We start from the raw sequence: 15,718 nt of genomic DNA, 5'->3' as shown, positions 1-15,718 counted from the left end.
GGTCAATGACTGACAAACCAGGGATCGTGATTACCGGCGCCTCGGGCCGCATGGGACAGATGCTGATCAAGACGGTGCTGGACAGCGACAGGGCGTCTCTGGTCGCCGCGGTGGAACGCGAGGGCCACGCCTGGATCGGTCGCGACGTAGGCGAGGCGATGGGCGGCACTCCGGTGGGTGTGAAGGTCACGGCGGACGCCAAGGCTGCCTTTTCCGGTGCCCAGGCGGTGATCGATTTCACGGCACCTGCGGCGACACTGGCCTTTGCCAAGCTGGCCGCCGAGGCAGGCGTGGTACATGTGATCGGCACCACCGGCATGAGCGACGAGGAAATCGCGGACCTGGAGCCTGCGGCGCGCCAGACCGCCATTATCCGGGCCGGCAACATGAGCCTGGGGGTCAACCTGCTGGTTCAGCTGACCAAGAAGGTTGCGGCGGCATTGGATGAAGATTTCGACATCGAAGTGATAGAGGCGCATCACCATCACAAGGTCGATGCGCCCTCCGGGACTGCGCTGATGCTCGGCGAGGCCGCAGCCGAGGGGCGCGGGGTCAAGCTGGCGGATGTGCGCGACTCGGGGCGTGACGGCATTACCGGGGCGCGCAAGCGCGGTGACATCGGCTTCATCGCAATTCGCGGTGGAGACATCGTCGGCGAGCATGACGTGTTGTTTGCGGCCGCAGGCGAGCGGATCGTTTTGCGTCACGTCGCCACGGACCGTGCAATCTTTGCCCGCGGCGCGCTGAAGGCGGCGCTGTGGGGGCAAGGCAAGGCCCCGGGGCAATACGACATGGTGGATGTTCTGGGGCTGTAAACCCGTCCATCGAGGGGTTGGCCGCGGCCGGGCTCGCTAGGCGCGCCCGGCCGCCCTTCACCTGGTCTTTGATACGCTGACCGCGCAAGGCGGAGGCGGCCCCTCCGCCAGTGCGCTCAGAAGTCGATCGCGATGCCCTTTTTCTCCCAGTCGCCATAGCGCGCGGGGTCGGGTCCGTCGCGGCCGCCCAATTCCTTGGGAGCGGGCGTTTCCTGGGCGGCGGCCTTGCGGCGTTCTTCGGCCTCTGCCAGGGCGCGTTGGGCGGCGGCGGGCAGGGCTGTATTGACTTTGGTGTCTTCGCTCATCGCGGGTTCCTTTATGCTGCGTGCATGATATACGCCCCTGTCCCGCGCAAACAACCTGTGCCGTGCAAACACCCCGCGCCCTGAGGAGCTGCCTGATGTCGAACGCCAACACCCCCCGTCGTACCGCGGTCTACCTGCTTGACCAGGTATTGGGAGAGGGGCGCCTGCTGGCTGAATGCTATGCTGCCGGCGCGCTGGAGAAGCTGGCGCCCGAAGAGCGCGCGCGGGCACAGCGGCTGGCGGTCGAGACCCTGCGCAGCCTGGAGCGGGCGGACCGGGTTCTGAAGAAGTACCTGAAGAAGGCTCCGCCGCTGACGGTGATGAATGTCCTGCGACTGGGCACGGTGGAGCTTTGTGCCGGCGGTGCGGCGCATGGCGTGGTCAACGATCTGGTTGCACTGGTGTCCGGGCATCGCCGCCATGGGCAGCTGAAGGGCATGGTCAATGCCGTGCTGCGCAAAGTGGCGGCTGAGGGGGCGGCGGAATGGGCCAAGCTGCGGGTGCCGCGGCTGCCCAACTGGTTGCGAAAACCCCTGGCCCAAGCCTGGGGGGCGGAGACCATGCTGGCGATCGAGGCCGCGCATCTGGCCGGTGCGCCGCTGGACATCACGGGCAAGCCGCAAGCGGATCTGACTGCGCTGGGAGGCGAACGCCTGCCCACCGGCTCGATCCGGCTGGCCACTGCCGGGCAGGTCTCGGCGTTGCCGGGCTATTCTGCGGGGGATTGGTGGGTTCAGGATGCCGCCGCGGCGCTGCCTGCGCGCATTCTCGACGTACAGCCGGGGGAACGCGTGCTGGACCTCTGCGCCGCGCCGGGCGGCAAGACCATGCAGATGGCCGCGGCTGGCGCCAATGTCACGGCAGTGGACGCCTCGGCGTCCCGGGCGGCGCGCTTGCAGGAGAATCTCGCGCGGACAGGATTGTCGGCAGACCTGATTGTCGGCGATGCGCTGCAGCAGACCGGCCAATATGATGCGGTGTTGCTGGACGCGCCGTGTTCCGCAACGGGGACCATTCGCCGACACCCGGATCTGCCGCACGCCAAGGACGGCAGCGAGTTCGGCGCGTTGATCGAACTGCAGGCGCAGATGCTGGCCCATGCCTGGAGCCTGGTGAAACCCGGCGGACGGCTGATGTTCTGCACCTGCTCGCTGCTGCCGGACGAGGGGGAGTGCCAGGTGGAAGACGCGTTGGAGATGTTCCCGGACATGACCGCCGACCGCGCCGCGCTGGCCGTGCCGGGGGTTGAGGCGGACTGGATCACCGAAGAGGGCGGCCTGCGGCTGCGCCCGGATTACTGGTCTGATCGCGGCGGCATGGACGGCTTCTACATGGCGCTTCTGCGCAAATCCGGCTGAGCCACCGGACAGCCTGACCATTCGCCGGTGACTTGCCGTTCGCTGCGCGCTATGCTTTCGCCAAAACGCCCCCGAAAGGCTTTGGCGTGAGGCAGATAGAGCATGTCCACATATGACAGATTGGCGGGGCGAGGCACCCGGCTGTTGAACCGGTATTATGCTTGGCGTGCGCGCAAGGAACCGGCGGCGACAGGCTTTGTGTCGCAACCCGAACCGCGCACGATCGGCAGTTTTGCGCGCGGTCGTCAGCTCGTGGCGGGCAACCTGCTTTTTGCCGGTTACCTGGTGGAATCGGCGGATACCGGCTTGTGGGAAGTCGCCGCCCCGGATGCCGCCTTCGACTGTGAACGACATGGGTTTGCCTGGTTGGACGATCTGGCAGCGGTCGGGGATTTCAAAGCCCGCGCCAAGGCGCAGAAATGGGTCTGGGGCTGGATAGAGCAGCATGGAACCGGCGGCGGTGTTGCTTGGCTGCCGGATCTCACGGGGCGGCGGGTGATCCGCTGGATCAACCACGCGCTCTTTCTGCTGAGCGGCAAGGACAGGGCGGAAACCGAAGCCTTCTATCGGTCCCTGTCACGGCAAACCTGGTACCTGGCCCAACGCTGGCAGGGGGCAGCGCCGGGGTTGCCCCGGTTCGAGGCGCTTTGCGGGTTGATCTATGCGGGCCTCGCTTTGCAGGGCCGCGAGGAGCTGGCGGACCCGGCGGTGCGGGCGCTGGCGTCGGAATGCGATGCGCAGATCGATCTGCAGGGCGGGGTGCCGACGCGCAACCCCGAGGAATTGCTAGAGGTCTTTACCTTGCTGATCTGGGCGGCCGCCGCGTTACGTGAAGCCGGCCGTACCGTCCCTGCCGCCCATCTCGCTGCGATCGAACGGATTGCGCCGACCCTGCGCACGCTGCGACACAGCGATGGTGGTCTGGCGCGTTTCCACGGCGGTGGGCGTGGTCTGGAAGGCCGGCTGGATCACGCGTTGGCCGCCAGCCAGATCCCCGCCCGCAAGGCTGACGGTCTCGCGATGGGCTATGCCCGTCTGGCGGCGCGGCGTACCTCCGTCATTGTCGATGCTTCGGCGCCACCTAGCGGGCGGGCGTCCAATTCCGGTCATGCGTCGACACTGGCGTTCGAACTGACCTCCGGACGGCGACCGCTGATCGTCAACTGCGGCTCGGGGGAAACTTTCGGTGTCGAATGGCGTCGGGCCGGACGCGCGACGCCATCGCATACCACCCTGTGCATCGAAGGGCACTCCAGCGCCCGCCTGGCGCCCCCGCACAAGACCACCGGCCACGAGCAGCTGATCGAGGCCCCGGATGATGTGCCGCTGGAGCTGAGCGACCTGGCGGACGGCAGCCGCTTTCAGGGCGGGCACAACGGCTATGTGCACCAGTTTGGCCTCACCCATGCGCGGACACTGGACCTGTCCTTCGATGGGCGGACCCTGAGCGGCGAAGACATGCTGGTGGCGCTGGAAGACGCCGCCAAGCGTCGTTTCGACAAGATCTGCAAAACCAGCCCGGAGGGCGGTGTTGCCTTTGATATTCGGTTGCATCTGCACCCGGATGTGGATGCAACCCTTGACTTGGGCGGCGCGGCGGTATCCATGGCGCTCAAGAGCGGGGAAATCTGGGTGTTCCGCCATGATGGCGCCTGTCAGCTGCGGCTGGAGCCAAGCGTTTACCTGGAAAAGACCCGCTTGAAGCCGCGTGCGGCAATGCAGATCGTTTTATCCGGGCGGGCGATGCAGTATGCCACCCGCGTCCGGTGGACGCTCAGCAAGGCGCAGGAGACTGCGATTGCCGTGCGAGACCTGAACCGGGACGAACCCGAGACGTTTGACTGAGCCTTTGAAAAGGACCGCCCTGCCATGACCGACCTTCACCCCGTACGCCGTGCGCTGCTTTCCGTATCCGACAAGACCGGCCTGATCGAGCTGGGCAAGGCGCTGGCCGCGCGCGGTGTCGAGCTGCTGTCCACCGGCGGTTCCGCCAAGGCGCTGCGCGATGCCGGGCTGACCGTGAAAGACGTCGCCGAGGTCACCGGCTTTCCCGAAATGATGGACGGCCGGGTGAAAACCCTGCATCCGATGGTGCATGGCGGCCTGCTGGCGCTGCGCGACAATGACACCCACGTTGCGGCCATGAACGAGCACGGCATCGGCGCCATCGACCTGCTGGTGGTGAACCTCTACCCGTTCGAGGCGGCGCTGGCGCGCGGTGCCGGCTATGACGAGATGATCGAAAACGTCGACATCGGCGGCCCGGCGATGATCCGCGCCGCAGCCAAGAACCACGCCTTCGTGAACGTGGTGACCGACGTACAGGACTACGAGGCACTGCTGGGTGAACTGGACGCAAACGACGGTCAGACCAGCTACCGCTTCCGCCAGCGGCTGGCGCAGAACGCCTATGCCCGCACCGCGGCTTACGACTCCGCGGTCTCGAACTGGATGGCCTCGGCCCTGGAGGAGAAGACCCCGCGCCGCCGCGCCTTCGCCGGTGAGCTGAAGCAGACGCTGCGCTATGGCGAGAACAGCCACCAGGAAGCGGCGTTTTACACCGATGGCTCGGGCCGCCCCGGCGTTGCCACCGCGGTGCAGCTTCAGGGCAAGGAGCTGTCCTACAACAACATCAACGACACCGACGCGGCCTATGAGCTCGTCGCCGAGTTCGACCCGGCCGAAAGCGCTGCGGTGGCGATCATCAAGCACGCCAACCCTTGCGGCGTCGCAAAGGGCGCGACCCTGGCGGAAGCCTACCAGAAGGCCTTCGACTGCGATCGCACCTCGGCCTTTGGCGGCATCGTGGCGCTGAACCAGCCGCTCGACGCGGACACCGCCAGGAAGATCACCGAGATCTTCACCGAAGTGGTGATCGCCCCGGGCGCATCCGAGGAAGCCAAGGAAATCTTCGCCGCCAAGAAGAACCTGCGCCTGCTGCTGACCGACGGTCTGCCGGATCCGCGTCAGCCCATCGTCGCCTACAAGCAAGTGGCCGGCGGCATGCTGGTTCAGGACAAGGACGTGGGCTACGTCAGCATGGATGACCTGAAAGTGGTCACCGACAAGGCGCCGACCGACGCGCAGATGCAGGATCTTCTGTTTGCCTGGAAAGTTGCCAAGCACGTGAAATCCAACGCCATCGTCTATGTGAAGGACAACGCCACCGTGGGCGTCGGGGCGGGGCAGATGAGCCGTCTTGACAGCGCCAATGTTGCCGCTGCGAAGGCAGGTCGCATGGCCGCTGAGCTGGGTCTGAAGGAAAGCCTTGCCAAGGGCTGCGCGGTTGCGTCCGACGCCTTCTTCCCCTTTGCGGACGGCCTGCTCGAGGCTGCGGCGGCAGGTGGGGCCTGCGTGATCCAGCCGGGTGGTTCGATGCGCGACGATGAGGTCATCAAGGCGGCGAATGACGCTGGCCTTGCGATGGTCTTTACCGGCATGCGTCACTTCCGCCACTGAGCAGGGCATCACAAGACATGGCAGCACGTTTGATGATCTGGGGCGCGGTCCTGTCCCTGCTGGCCGATCAGGTCAGCAAGTATCTGGTCGTACATTGGATGGCGCTTGACCAGCGCCTGCGGATCGACGTGCTGCCACCCATTCTGAATTTTCGCTACGGCGAAAATACCGGAATCAATTTCGGCCTGTTCGGCGGCGGTGATGATGCCGCGCGCTGGATCCTGATCGGGCTGTCGCTGGTGATCTGCGTGGCATTGGTGGTCTGGATCCGCCGCGGCAAGCACGGTCACTGGATGATGCCGCTGTCCGCCGGTCTCGTAATCGGCGGAGCGCTTGGCAACGTGGTTGACCGTTTGCTTTATGGCTATGTGCTGGATTTCCTGAACATGTCCTGTTGCGGCATTCGTAATCCCTTCGTCTTCAATGTCGCGGACATCTTCATTTTTGCAGGGGCCGCTGGCCTGATCCTGTTCGAGGGTCGATCGAAAAACCCTGCGTAGACCTTGGATTGCAAATACGTTAAAAGCGCCGGGAAACAGGCAGGAGTTTGGGGCATGAAGATCCCGTTTGGTGTGATCGTTCTGGCAGGTATCGTGGCGCTGGCCGGCTGCTCCAAGGGTGGTCTGCGCGAGCTTCAGAAGCCCGGCACCGGGCCGGATGAATTTCTGGTGCTGCCCGCCAAACCGCTGAGCCAGCCCGAAAGCTATGCGCAGTTGCCGGTACCGACGCCGGGTGGCGCCAACATAACCGACCCTAACCCCAATGCCGATGCCGTGGCCGCGCTGGGCGGCTCGCCAGCATTGCTGGCCGCGGGAGATGCCGTGCCGGAACGTGATCTGGCGCTGGTGCGCAGTTCTGGCCGCTATGGCGTGCAGCCGGATATCCGCGAGTCGCTGGCGGCCGAGGATGCCGCGTTCCGCAAGCGGGAGAACCGGACCGCGCGCTTCAAGCTGTTCAACGTGGACCGCTACAGCGACGCCTACAAGCGTCAGACGCTGGATCCGCACGCGGTCAACCAGCAGTTCCGCCGCGCCGGGGTTCCTACGCCCTCCGCGCCGCCCGCTGATGGTTCCTGAGTCTCACATTTCTGCCAGCCGGTCTTGCAAGACGCCAGCAGCAGCGTAGTTTTACGTCATTCATCGCGCCCGCGGCCTCAAAAAGCCACGCCGTGGCCGCGATGGGCATGAGCAGAAAAAAAAGCGCACCGCGCTGGGCAGGCGCAAGGTGCAGAGATTGGAGGATGCCGGATGATCCAAAGGATCACTTTGGCCATGGCGGCGCTTGTCGCCGTCCTGACCGGCCCGTTGAGGGCCGAGGATGAGGCTGTAACGGCGTTTACGCTGGACAATGGCATGGAGGTGGTGGTGATCGAGGATCACCGCGCGCCGGTGGTGCAGCAGATGGTCTGGTACCGGGCAGGCTCGGCGGATGAACCTCCGGGACAGTCGGGGGTGGCTCATTTCCTGGAACATCTTCTGTTCAAGGGCACGGACAAGCTGGCCCCTGGGGAACTCTCGGCGACCGTGCGCGCCAATGGCGGTCAGGACAACGCCTTCACCAGCTATGATTACACCGCCTACTACCAGCGCGTCGCGGCTGACCGGCTGGAGTTGATGATGCAGATGGAAAGCGATCGCATGACCAATCTGCGCCTCAATCCCGAGGACATCGAGACAGAGCGCGAAGTTATCCTCGAGGAACGCAGCCAGCGCACGGACAATGACCCGGTGGCCCTCTTTCGCGAGCAGCTGCAGGCGGTGCAATATCTCAACCATCGTTATGGCCAGCCGGTGATCGGCTGGCGCCATGAGATGGAAAGCCTGGATATGGAGGACGCCCTGTCCTTCTACCGGACCTATTACGCGCCCAACAACGCCATTCTGATCGTCTCGGGGGATGTCGATCCCGAAGAGGTGCGGCAGCTGGCAGAGAAATACTATGGCGTCATTCCCCCAAACCCGGACCTGCCGCCACGGTTCCGCAGCCAGGAGCCGCCCCAGACCGCGGCACGGCGATTGAATTTTACCGATCCCAGGGTTGCTCAGCCCTATGTGCAGCGTTCGTATCTGGCCCCGGAACGCGACAGTGGCGCACAGGAAAAGGCGGCCGCTCTCTATTTGCTGGCCGAGCTGCTGGGGGGAGGCAACACGTCCTATCTGGCTGATGCCCTGCAATTCGATCAGCAGGTCGCGGTTTACACCGGCGCGTTCTACTCCGGCAGCACGCTGGATGACACGACCTTTACCTTCCTGATCGTTCCCGCCGAGGGGGTCAGCATGCAGGAGGCCGAGGCGGCGCTGGATGCCAGCATTGCCCGTTTCCTGAGCGAAGGCGTGGACCCGCAACAATTGGAGCGGATCAAGTTGCAGCTGCGCGCGGCCGAGATCTATGACCGGGATAACGTCAATGGCATCGCCAACCGCTACGGGCGGGCGCTGAGCATTGGTCTCACGGTGCAGGATGTGCAGGACTGGCCCAAGATCCTGCAATCGATTACCGCAGATGAAATCATCGCAGCGGCGCAAGAAGTGCTGCGCCCGGAAACCTCGGTTACCGGCTGGATGTCCCGCGATGTGGAGGTCACGCAATGAAGGCGTTGAAACAGGTCGCTGCCGCGCTGATTGCTATTTGGATCGCATTGCCCGCCTTGGCCGGGGTGAAGATCCAGGAGGTGACCTCTCCGGGTGGCTTCACCGCCTGGCTGGTCGAAGATCACACGATTCCCTTCACCGCTCTCGAATTGCGGTTTCGCGGCGGCACGTCGCTTGATGCGCCGGGCAAGCGAGGGTCCGTCTATCTGATGACCGGCCTGCTGGAGGAAGGGGCAGGCGATTTGCGGGCGCAGGAATATGCACGCGCGCTGGAGTCCCTGGCGGCTGACATCGGGTATGATGCGGACAAGGATGCCGTGTCGATTTCCGCGCGCTTCCTGACGGAGAATCGCGATGCGGCCATGGCCCTGTTGCGCCAGACCCTGTTCGAGCCACGCTTTGATCAGGATGCGCTGGACCGGGTGCGGGCGCAGATCCTGGCCGGGCTGCGCGCCGATGCGAAGAACCCCAATCAGATCGCCAACCGTGCCTTTGCCCGCATGGCGTTTGGCGATCATCCATACGGCAGCGATGGCAAGGGGACGATCGAAAGCGTCTCCGCGCTCAGCCGACAGGACATATTCGACGCCCACGAGGCTGTCTTTGCCAGAGATCGCGTGTTCATCAGCGCAGTGGGTGACATCTCCGCAGCGGAGTTGGAGGTCTTGCTGGACGAGCTGCTGGGACAGCTGCCAGAGACTGGCGCGCCGATCCCCGGTCCGGCAGAGGTGCAGATCAAGGGCGGCGTGACCGTGGTGGATTTCGACACACCGCAGTCGGTTGCCATCTTCGGCCAGAAAGGCATCGAGCGGCATGATCCAGATTTCTTCACCGCCTATGTCATGAACCAGATTCTCGGCGGCGGCTCCTTTGAATCGCGTTTGATGACCGAGGTGCGGGAAAAACGCGGGCTGACGTATGGGATCTATTCGTACCTCGTGCCGCGAGATCTGGCTGCGGTCTACATGGGGTCGGTTGCGTCTGATAATGCCAAGATGGCAGAGGCCGTGCAGGTGATCCGTGACGAATGGCGACGGATGGCCGAGGAGGGGGTGAGCGAACAGGAATTGCGCGATGCGCAGACCTACCTGACCGGGGCCTACCCGCTGCGCTTTGACGGCAATGGTCGCATAGCCTCGATTCTGACGGGGATGCAGATGGATGATCTTCCGATCAGCTATGTCGAAACCCGAAATGATCGCATCAACGCGGTGACGCTGGAGCAGCTGAACAGTTTTGCGGCGCGTTTCATGGATCCCGATGGGCTGCATTTCACCATTGTCGGTCGGCCTGCTGGGCTGGAAACCACCAATTGAATGATGCGGGGCCGTCGGCCCCGTATCGCTAGGCGCAGGGCTGCTGAAAGCGGTCAGCCCCTGCGCGCACCCTTTCATTTTTCCCCAAACTCATGTAAGGGCGGCCTATCTGAGACGATGTGCCCGGGCCCTGGCACGCGAAAGCAAGATAGATGGGGCCGGCGGCAATGGGGCCGCCACGCAAACGGGAGACCCGGAGGGCCGGGAGCGCTCCCATACAGGATACGCTAGATGTTTAACGTTTCGAAAAAATCGATGCAGTGGGGCGAAGAAACGCTCACACTGGAAACCGGCAAGGTTGCCCGCCAGGCGGATGGCTCCGTGATTGCCACCCTGGGTGAAACCAGCGTCATGGCCAACGTGACCTTTGCCCGTCAGCAGAAGCCCGGCCAGGACTTCTTTCCGCTGACCGTCCACTACCAGGAAAAATACTACGCTGCGGGCAAGGTGCCCGGCGGCTTCTTCAAGCGCGAAGCGCGCCCGACCGAAAAAGAAACCCTGACCGCGCGTCTGATCGACCGTCCGATCCGCCCGCTGTTCGCACCCGGCTTCAAGAACGAAGTGCTGGTGATGTGCACCGTGCTGAGCCACGACTTGGTCAATGACCCCGATATCGTGGCGATGATCGCAGCCTCCGCTGCACTGACCCTGTCCGGCGCTCCCTTCATGGGGCCGATTGCTGGCGCACGTGTCGGCTTTGAGGACGGTGAATACGTTCTGAACCCGACCGTCGATGACATGCAGGACCTGCGCCTGAACCCCGAGCAGCGCCTGGACCTGGTTGTTGCCGGTACCAAGGACGCGGTGATGATGGTGGAATCGGAAGCCTACGAGCTGTCCGAAGCCGAGATGCTGGGTGCGGTGAAATTCGCTCACGAGCAGATCCAGCCGGTGATCGACCTGATCATCTCGCTGGCCGAAGAAGCAGCGAACGAGCCCTTCGACTTCACCCCGCCGGACTACTCCGAGCTCTACGAGGCCGTGAAGGCCGCGGGCGAAGCCGAGATGCGCGCCGCCTTTGCGATCACCGACAAGCAGGAGCGCACCGCCGCTGTTGCCGCCGCACGTGAGACCATCAAGGAAAAACTGACCGAAGAGCAGCTGGAAGACGCGAACCTCGGTTCCGCGCTGAAGAAGCTCGAAGCGGGCATCCTGCGCGGTGACGTGGTCAAGACCGGCAAGCGTATCGACGGCCGCAAAACCGACGAGATTCGCGATATCGTGGCCGAAACCGGTATTCTGCCGCGGACCCACGGCTCGGCCCTGTTCACCCGCGGTGAAACCCAGGCGCTGGCGGTGACCACGCTGGGCACTGGTGATGACGAGCAGTTCATCGACGCGCTGCACGGCAACTTCAAATCCAACTTCCTGCTGCACTACAACTTCCCGCCCTACTCGGTTGGTGAAGTGGGCCGTGTCGGTTCGCCCGGTCGTCGTGAAATCGGCCACGGCAAGCTGGCCTGGCGCGCGCTGCAGGCGGTTCTGCCGGCCCCGACCGACTTCCCCTACACCATCCGTGTGGTGTCCGAGATCACCGAATCCAACGGCTCCTCCTCGATGGCTTCCGTCTGCGGCGGTTCGCTGTCGATGATGGATGCAGGCGTGCCGCTGAAGGCGCCGGTCGCTGGTGTGGCCATGGGTCTGATCCTGGAAGATGACGGCTCCTACGCGATCCTGTCGGACATCCTGGGCGACGAAGACCACCTGGGCGACATGGACTTCAAGGTGGCAGGTACCGAAAACGGCATCACCTCGCTGCAGATGGACATCAAGGTTGCAGGCATCACGCCCGAGATCATGGAGAAAGCCCTGGCCCAGGCCAAGGATGGCCGTCTGCACATCCTGAACGAGATGGGCAAGGCGCTGTCCGAGACCAACGAGTTCTCGGTCCACGCTCCGCGCATCGAAACCATGCAGATCCCGACCGACAAGATCCGTGAAGTGATCGGCTCGGGCGGCAAGGTGATCCGCGAGATCGTGGAAACCTCCGGCGCCAAGGTCGATATCAATGACGACGGCATCATCAAGATCGCCAGCCCGAACGGTGACGCCATCCAGAAGGCCTATGACATGATCCATTCGATCGTGGCAGAGCCGGAAGAAGGTGCGATCTACACCGGCAAGGTCGTGAAGATCGTCGACTTCGGCGCCTTCGTGAACTTCTTCGGCAAGCGCGACGGCCTGGTGCATGTCTCCCAGATCGAAAACCGTCGCCTGAACCATCCTTCGGACGTTCTGAAGGAAGGTCAGGAAGTGAAGGTCAAACTGCTGGGCTTCGACGACCGCGGCAAGGTCCGCCTGTCGATGAAGGTTGTCGACCAGGAAACCGGCGAGGAAATCCAGCCGGAGAAGAAAGAAAGCGCGGAATAAGCGGGTCTTTCCTCAACATTACGCATCCCCTCATTGGGGGTGCGTCCCTTTATTTTTTAAGTTGGTAGTCGTTCCGCCTGTGTGGATGGGCGATTTGCCGCCGGACGACGCCCAGCCTTGGTGCCGGGCGATCCGAGGAACTAGCATGAGCTCCCCACATACTCTTTCAGACGTTACCGTTATAACCGTCAGCTACAATAGCGCGCCTGTTCTGAAGCAGATGCTCTCTTCGCTGCCTAACGGCGTCAAGACTATCATTGTGGACAATGCAGGCTCTGACGGTGCTGCCCTGAATGAACTGGCTCAGTCTCCGGCAGTGAAGATTTTGCGGAACAAAAGGAACCTCGGATTTGGCCGCGCTTGCAATTTTGGCGCCAGTCAAGCTGACACCGAGTTCCTGTTTTTCCTTAATCCCGATAGCGTGGTGCAATCCGGTACGGTGGAAGCTTTCCTGGCCGCCGCGGGACGCCATCCGCCGCAGACGGCCTTCACACCGCGCATCGCTAACAGCAATGGCAGTCCCAATTTTCGGCGGCGCTCAGTGCTGCTGCCACGGCGAGAGTGGCTCCCGCGCGGCTGGCCTGAGGTCGAGTGTGAAGTGCCGGTGGTTTCAGGTGCTGCCATCGTTGTGCGACGTGCCTATTTCGCCGACGTGCAGTTCGACCCCAATATCTTCATGTATCACGAAGACGATGATTGGTCCCTCCGGGTGCGGGCGGCTGGCGGCAAACTGGTTTTTGTGCCGGACGCTCATGTTGTCCACATGGCTGGTCACTCGTCAGGCCGTGACCCCGAAATCACCCGTTTCAAGGCCTATCACCTGGGCGTCTCACGCGTTTACGCCATGCAAAAACATGGTCGGCCTCTCGCTCGCATTAGGTGCCTGGCCCACGCTGCCGGTGGATTGTTGTCTCCGTTGATTCTGTTTTCTCCTCGCAAGAGAGCTAAACAGGCCGGGCTGGTCGCCGGTGTTTGGAGCGGGCTGAAAAAGAAAAGAGAGATATGATGAAAACTGTGAAGCAGCGGATTAAGGGCCTGGCTTTTCATTCAAATCAAAAACCACGCGGCTGGGTTCGGGCCTTGCTATTTGACAAAGAGCGCCGCCCGAAGGGGCCGTTGCGTTTCTTGGTCACAGACAAAGAGGGCAATCCAAAATCAGCCTTCGCACCTTGGATGGCGCGGGCCTATAAGAAAAGAAGCTCCCAGCAATTGGAGGCCTGGTTCACGCAGCGAGATGCACTTATCGAGAGCGGCGAACTCGGGCAGGTGAAAACGCTGGCCGTTCTTGCTTCTCCGCACACTCTGTTCATTGCCCGCTTGTTGAAGTCGTGCTTGAGCGAGACAAGGCTCACGGTGAACGTGGTGGAGCAGTATTGTGAAGATTCCGCTGATCTGTACGTGGTTATTGCCCCTCAATACCATGATACTCTGCCACCAAGAGAGAAGACGGTAGCCTTTCAAGTGGAACAGTCTACCACTGACCGTTGGTTCACCGATGAGTATCTCGATCAACTGCAAGAGACCCTCGCTGTCATCGATTATTCGATACGCAACCTTTCCGTATTGCGGCAGCGTAACTTGGAGTTGAAGACACTCTATTTCGTTCCTCTCGCGCCGATGCCGACGCCTGAGGCCTCCGCCACTGGCGACCGTGACATTGATGTCTTGTTTTACGGCGATGCTTCCTTTGGTCGACGTCAGAAGTACATAGAAAGACTGCGCCAGTCCTTTAAGGTCGAAGTGGTGACGAATGCGTTCGGTGACGAGGTCTTGAAAAAGATCCGCCGGGCCAAGGTCGTCGTCAACATTCATGCCTATGAAACTGCATTACTGGAGACAACGCGCATTTGTGAATGTCTCAGTGAAGGAACGCGCGTGGTTTCGGAGACAGCAGTGGATCAAGAACACCATGGCGCCCTTGCGTCGATGGTATCGTTTGTCCCTCAGGGCGACGTAGAGGGAATGGTTCAGGCCGTTGAGGCCGCACTCGTTGATGACCGGTCTTTGACTGTAGACCCGGCGATTTACAGGCAAACCAAATTCATGGTTTTGCGGGTGCTCCTTGGGATTGGAGTGCTGAGCCCGGAAGAATTCGAACGTCTGACCGCATGGTACGAGCTACCTTCGGATAAGTTGGTGCTTTCGATGCCGGAAGAAACCGATCGGTATGCGTGGTGCCAGGAGAGCAAACTTGACGGATACGAACTGTTCCCGGGGCTTCGGCGCAATCCCAGCTGGAAAGGTTGTGGCCTGAGTTACTGGTATATGGCTCGCAAAGCGTTGGCGGCCTCCGTCGAGCAATTGCAGGTGTATGAAGACGATTGCTATTTCCCGGCAGACTTTTCTGCCAAGAAGTTGAAGGTTGACCGCTACCTTGAAGAGAACGCCGGAACATGGGACGTATTTTCTGGCCTGATTAGCGATCTGGCACCCGCAGCAAAGATCCAAAAAGTCGAAACGCGTGATGGTGTGACGTATGTTCAATTGGATCAGTTGGTTGGGCTGGTCTTCGGCTACTATCGCGAAGCGGCGTTGAAAGCCATGGCAGAGTGGGATTGGGCAGTTCTGGATAAACGAACTGGAGCGGTAGACCGATACCTGGAACAGAAACGCGATTTGCGAATTCTGACCACCTCACCTTATCTCTGTGGCCACAGTCCGAATTTCTTGTCGTCAATTTGGCAATCGCACAACGCGGACGCTGAAAGCATGATCGCAAACAGCGCCCGCAGACTTGATAGGATGGTTGAGGCGCACCAGAAGACGGAAGTGGCGGCCTCCTGAACCTTACTCCGGCGCTTTTGTCTTGCGCAGGTAGGGGAAGATCGCCTCGAATTCGCCGAACTTCGCCCTGGCATCGTCGTCGGAGACCGAGGGCGGGATGATGACGTCCTCGCCGGGCACCCAGTTGGCCGGCGTCGCGACGCCCTTGGCGCTCATCTGGAGCCCGTCCAGAGCGCGCAGGATCTCGGCGAAATTGCGCCCCACGGTCATCGGATATGTCATCGACAGCTTCAGCTGCTTGTCGGGGCCGATGATGAAGACCGACCGTACGGTGGCGCTGTCGGCGGGGGTGCGGCCGTCGGGCAGGTAGGCCTCTGCGGGCAGCATGTCATAAAGCTTGGAGACTTTCAGATCGCCGTCCGCAATGATCGGGAAACCCGCCGAAGCATTGCCGTAGCTTTCGATGTCCTTTTTCCAGCCCTTGTGCTCTTCAACCCCGTCGACAGAGACGCCGATGACCTTCGTGTTGCGTTTTGCCCATTCCTCGGACAGCTGCGCCACGGCGGAAAACTCGGTGGTGCAGACCGGAGTGAAGTCCTTGGGGTGGGAAAACAGAATTGCCCAGCTGTCCCCGATCCAGTCATGGAACGAGATGCTGCCCTGGTCGGTTTCGGCGGTGAAATCGGGTACCACGTCGTTGATGCGCAAACTCATGGCAGTGTCCTCCTAAGTCAGGTTGTCGTGTCAGGGTGTTCGCCGCCCGGCGGCGGCCTGAGTCGC

Annotated in this window: 13 protein-coding genes; 11 read left to right on the top strand and 2 right to left on the bottom strand. The window is 62.2% G+C overall.

What is annotated here, in order from left to right:
• Positions 1 to 5 precede the first annotated feature (5 nt).
• Positions 6 to 815 carry a 4-hydroxy-tetrahydrodipicolinate reductase gene (dapB, locus tag AB9K35_RS22285; RefSeq protein WP_369929570.1) on the top strand — a complete coding sequence of 270 codons (810 nt, stop codon included), beginning with the start codon at positions 6 to 8 and terminating at the stop codon, positions 813 to 815.
• Between the two features lie 116 nt (positions 816 to 931).
• Here the strand turns inward: dapB and AB9K35_RS22280 are convergent, their stop codons facing one another.
• On the bottom strand, positions 932 to 1,120 hold the full coding sequence (locus AB9K35_RS22280) for a DUF1674 domain-containing protein (protein ID WP_222454250.1): 189 nt from the start codon (positions 1,118 to 1,120) through the stop codon (positions 932 to 934).
• 95 nt (positions 1,121 to 1,215) lie between these two features.
• Here AB9K35_RS22280 and AB9K35_RS22275 point away from each other — a divergent pair, with 95 nt between their 5' ends.
• The 10 genes from AB9K35_RS22275 to AB9K35_RS22230 all read left to right on the top strand — a co-directional run bounded on the left by AB9K35_RS22275 (position 1,216) and on the right by AB9K35_RS22230 (position 14,998).
• On the top strand, positions 1,216 to 2,478 hold the full coding sequence (locus tag AB9K35_RS22275; protein WP_369929568.1) for an RsmB/NOP family class I SAM-dependent RNA methyltransferase: 1,263 nt from the start codon (positions 1,216 to 1,218) through the stop codon (positions 2,476 to 2,478).
• 102 nt (positions 2,479 to 2,580) lie between these two features.
• Complete coding sequence (locus AB9K35_RS22270; protein ID WP_369929566.1) at positions 2,581 to 4,323, top strand: heparinase II/III family protein; 1,743 nt, start codon at positions 2,581 to 2,583, stop codon at positions 4,321 to 4,323.
• Positions 4,324 to 4,347: 24 nt separating this feature from the next.
• On the top strand, positions 4,348 to 5,937 hold the full coding sequence (purH, locus tag AB9K35_RS22265; RefSeq protein ID WP_369929564.1) for a bifunctional phosphoribosylaminoimidazolecarboxamide formyltransferase/IMP cyclohydrolase: 1,590 nt from the start codon (positions 4,348 to 4,350) through the stop codon (positions 5,935 to 5,937).
• Between the two features lie 17 nt (positions 5,938 to 5,954).
• A complete protein-coding gene (gene lspA / locus AB9K35_RS22260) occupies positions 5,955 to 6,437 on the top strand; it encodes a signal peptidase II (RefSeq protein WP_222454246.1) in 483 nt (160 codons plus the stop codon).
• 54 nt (positions 6,438 to 6,491) lie between these two features.
• On the top strand, positions 6,492 to 7,013 hold the full coding sequence (locus AB9K35_RS22255) for a DUF3035 domain-containing protein (protein WP_369929562.1): 522 nt from the start codon (positions 6,492 to 6,494) through the stop codon (positions 7,011 to 7,013).
• A 171-nt stretch (positions 7,014 to 7,184) separates the two neighbouring features.
• Positions 7,185 to 8,528 (top strand): M16 family metallopeptidase, encoded by a 1,344-nt coding sequence (locus AB9K35_RS22250; RefSeq protein WP_369929560.1) that lies wholly within the window; start codon positions 7,185 to 7,187, stop codon positions 8,526 to 8,528.
• The gene (locus AB9K35_RS22245; RefSeq protein WP_369929558.1) at positions 8,525 to 9,844 is read left to right on the top strand and encodes a M16 family metallopeptidase; all 1,320 of its coding nucleotides are present in this window, start codon (positions 8,525 to 8,527) and stop codon (positions 9,842 to 9,844) included. The genes AB9K35_RS22250 and AB9K35_RS22245 overlap by 4 nt, the downstream gene beginning before the upstream one ends.
• Before the next feature lie 231 nt (positions 9,845 to 10,075).
• Positions 10,076 to 12,214, top strand: coding sequence for a polyribonucleotide nucleotidyltransferase (pnp, locus tag AB9K35_RS22240; protein ID WP_369929556.1), 2,139 nt, complete (start codon positions 10,076 to 10,078; stop codon positions 12,212 to 12,214).
• A gap of 145 nt (positions 12,215 to 12,359) precedes the next feature.
• The gene (locus AB9K35_RS22235) at positions 12,360 to 13,220 is read left to right on the top strand and encodes a glycosyltransferase family 2 protein (protein WP_369929554.1); all 861 of its coding nucleotides are present in this window, start codon (positions 12,360 to 12,362) and stop codon (positions 13,218 to 13,220) included.
• Positions 13,220 to 14,998 carry a hypothetical protein gene (locus tag AB9K35_RS22230; protein ID WP_369929552.1) on the top strand — a complete coding sequence of 593 codons (1,779 nt, stop codon included), beginning with the start codon at positions 13,220 to 13,222 and terminating at the stop codon, positions 14,996 to 14,998. The genes AB9K35_RS22235 and AB9K35_RS22230 overlap by 1 nt, the downstream gene beginning before the upstream one ends.
• Before the next feature lie 3 nt (positions 14,999 to 15,001).
• Here the strand turns inward: AB9K35_RS22230 and AB9K35_RS22225 are convergent, their stop codons facing one another.
• Entirely contained in the window at positions 15,002 to 15,652 is a 651-nt protein-coding gene (locus tag AB9K35_RS22225; protein WP_222454239.1) for a peroxiredoxin, read from the bottom strand.
• Positions 15,653 to 15,718: the final 66 nt, after the last annotated feature.

It is taken from the genome of Leisingera sp. XS_AS12 (genome assembly GCF_041224635.1).
Classification (GTDB): Bacteria; Pseudomonadota; Alphaproteobacteria; order Rhodobacterales; family Rhodobacteraceae; genus Leisingera.
The sequence above is the reverse complement of the archived record's forward strand: the minus strand, read 5'-3'. Positions and strand labels throughout refer to the sequence as shown.

What these genes read in the sequence shown, in the direction of transcription:
- AB9K35_RS22255 (WP_369929562.1), top strand. Translation starts at nt 6,492, where the DNA reads ATGAAGATCCCGTTTGGTGTGATCGTTCTGGCAGGTATCGTGGCGCTG.
- purH (WP_369929564.1), top strand. Translation starts at nt 4,348, where the DNA reads ATGACCGACCTTCACCCCGTACGCCGTGCGCTGCTTTCCGTATCCGAC.
- AB9K35_RS22245 (WP_369929558.1), top strand. Translation starts at nt 8,525, where the DNA reads ATGAAGGCGTTGAAACAGGTCGCTGCCGCGCTGATTGCTATTTGGATC.
- AB9K35_RS22275 (WP_369929568.1), top strand. Translation starts at nt 1,216, where the DNA reads ATGTCGAACGCCAACACCCCCCGTCGTACCGCGGTCTACCTGCTTGAC.
- lspA (WP_222454246.1), top strand. Translation starts at nt 5,955, where the DNA reads ATGGCAGCACGTTTGATGATCTGGGGCGCGGTCCTGTCCCTGCTGGCC.
- dapB (WP_369929570.1), top strand. Translation starts at nt 6, where the DNA reads ATGACTGACAAACCAGGGATCGTGATTACCGGCGCCTCGGGCCGCATG.
- AB9K35_RS22230 (WP_369929552.1), top strand. Translation starts at nt 13,220, where the DNA reads ATGAAAACTGTGAAGCAGCGGATTAAGGGCCTGGCTTTTCATTCAAAT.
- AB9K35_RS22280 (WP_222454250.1), bottom strand. Translation starts at nt 1,120, where the DNA reads ATGAGCGAAGACACCAAAGTCAATACAGCCCTGCCCGCCGCCGCCCAA.
- AB9K35_RS22235 (WP_369929554.1), top strand. Translation starts at nt 12,360, where the DNA reads ATGAGCTCCCCACATACTCTTTCAGACGTTACCGTTATAACCGTCAGC.
- AB9K35_RS22270 (WP_369929566.1), top strand. Translation starts at nt 2,581, where the DNA reads ATGTCCACATATGACAGATTGGCGGGGCGAGGCACCCGGCTGTTGAAC.
- pnp (WP_369929556.1), top strand. Translation starts at nt 10,076, where the DNA reads ATGTTTAACGTTTCGAAAAAATCGATGCAGTGGGGCGAAGAAACGCTC.
- AB9K35_RS22250 (WP_369929560.1), top strand. Translation starts at nt 7,185, where the DNA reads ATGATCCAAAGGATCACTTTGGCCATGGCGGCGCTTGTCGCCGTCCTG.
- AB9K35_RS22225 (WP_222454239.1), bottom strand. Translation starts at nt 15,652, where the DNA reads ATGAGTTTGCGCATCAACGACGTGGTACCCGATTTCACCGCCGAAACC.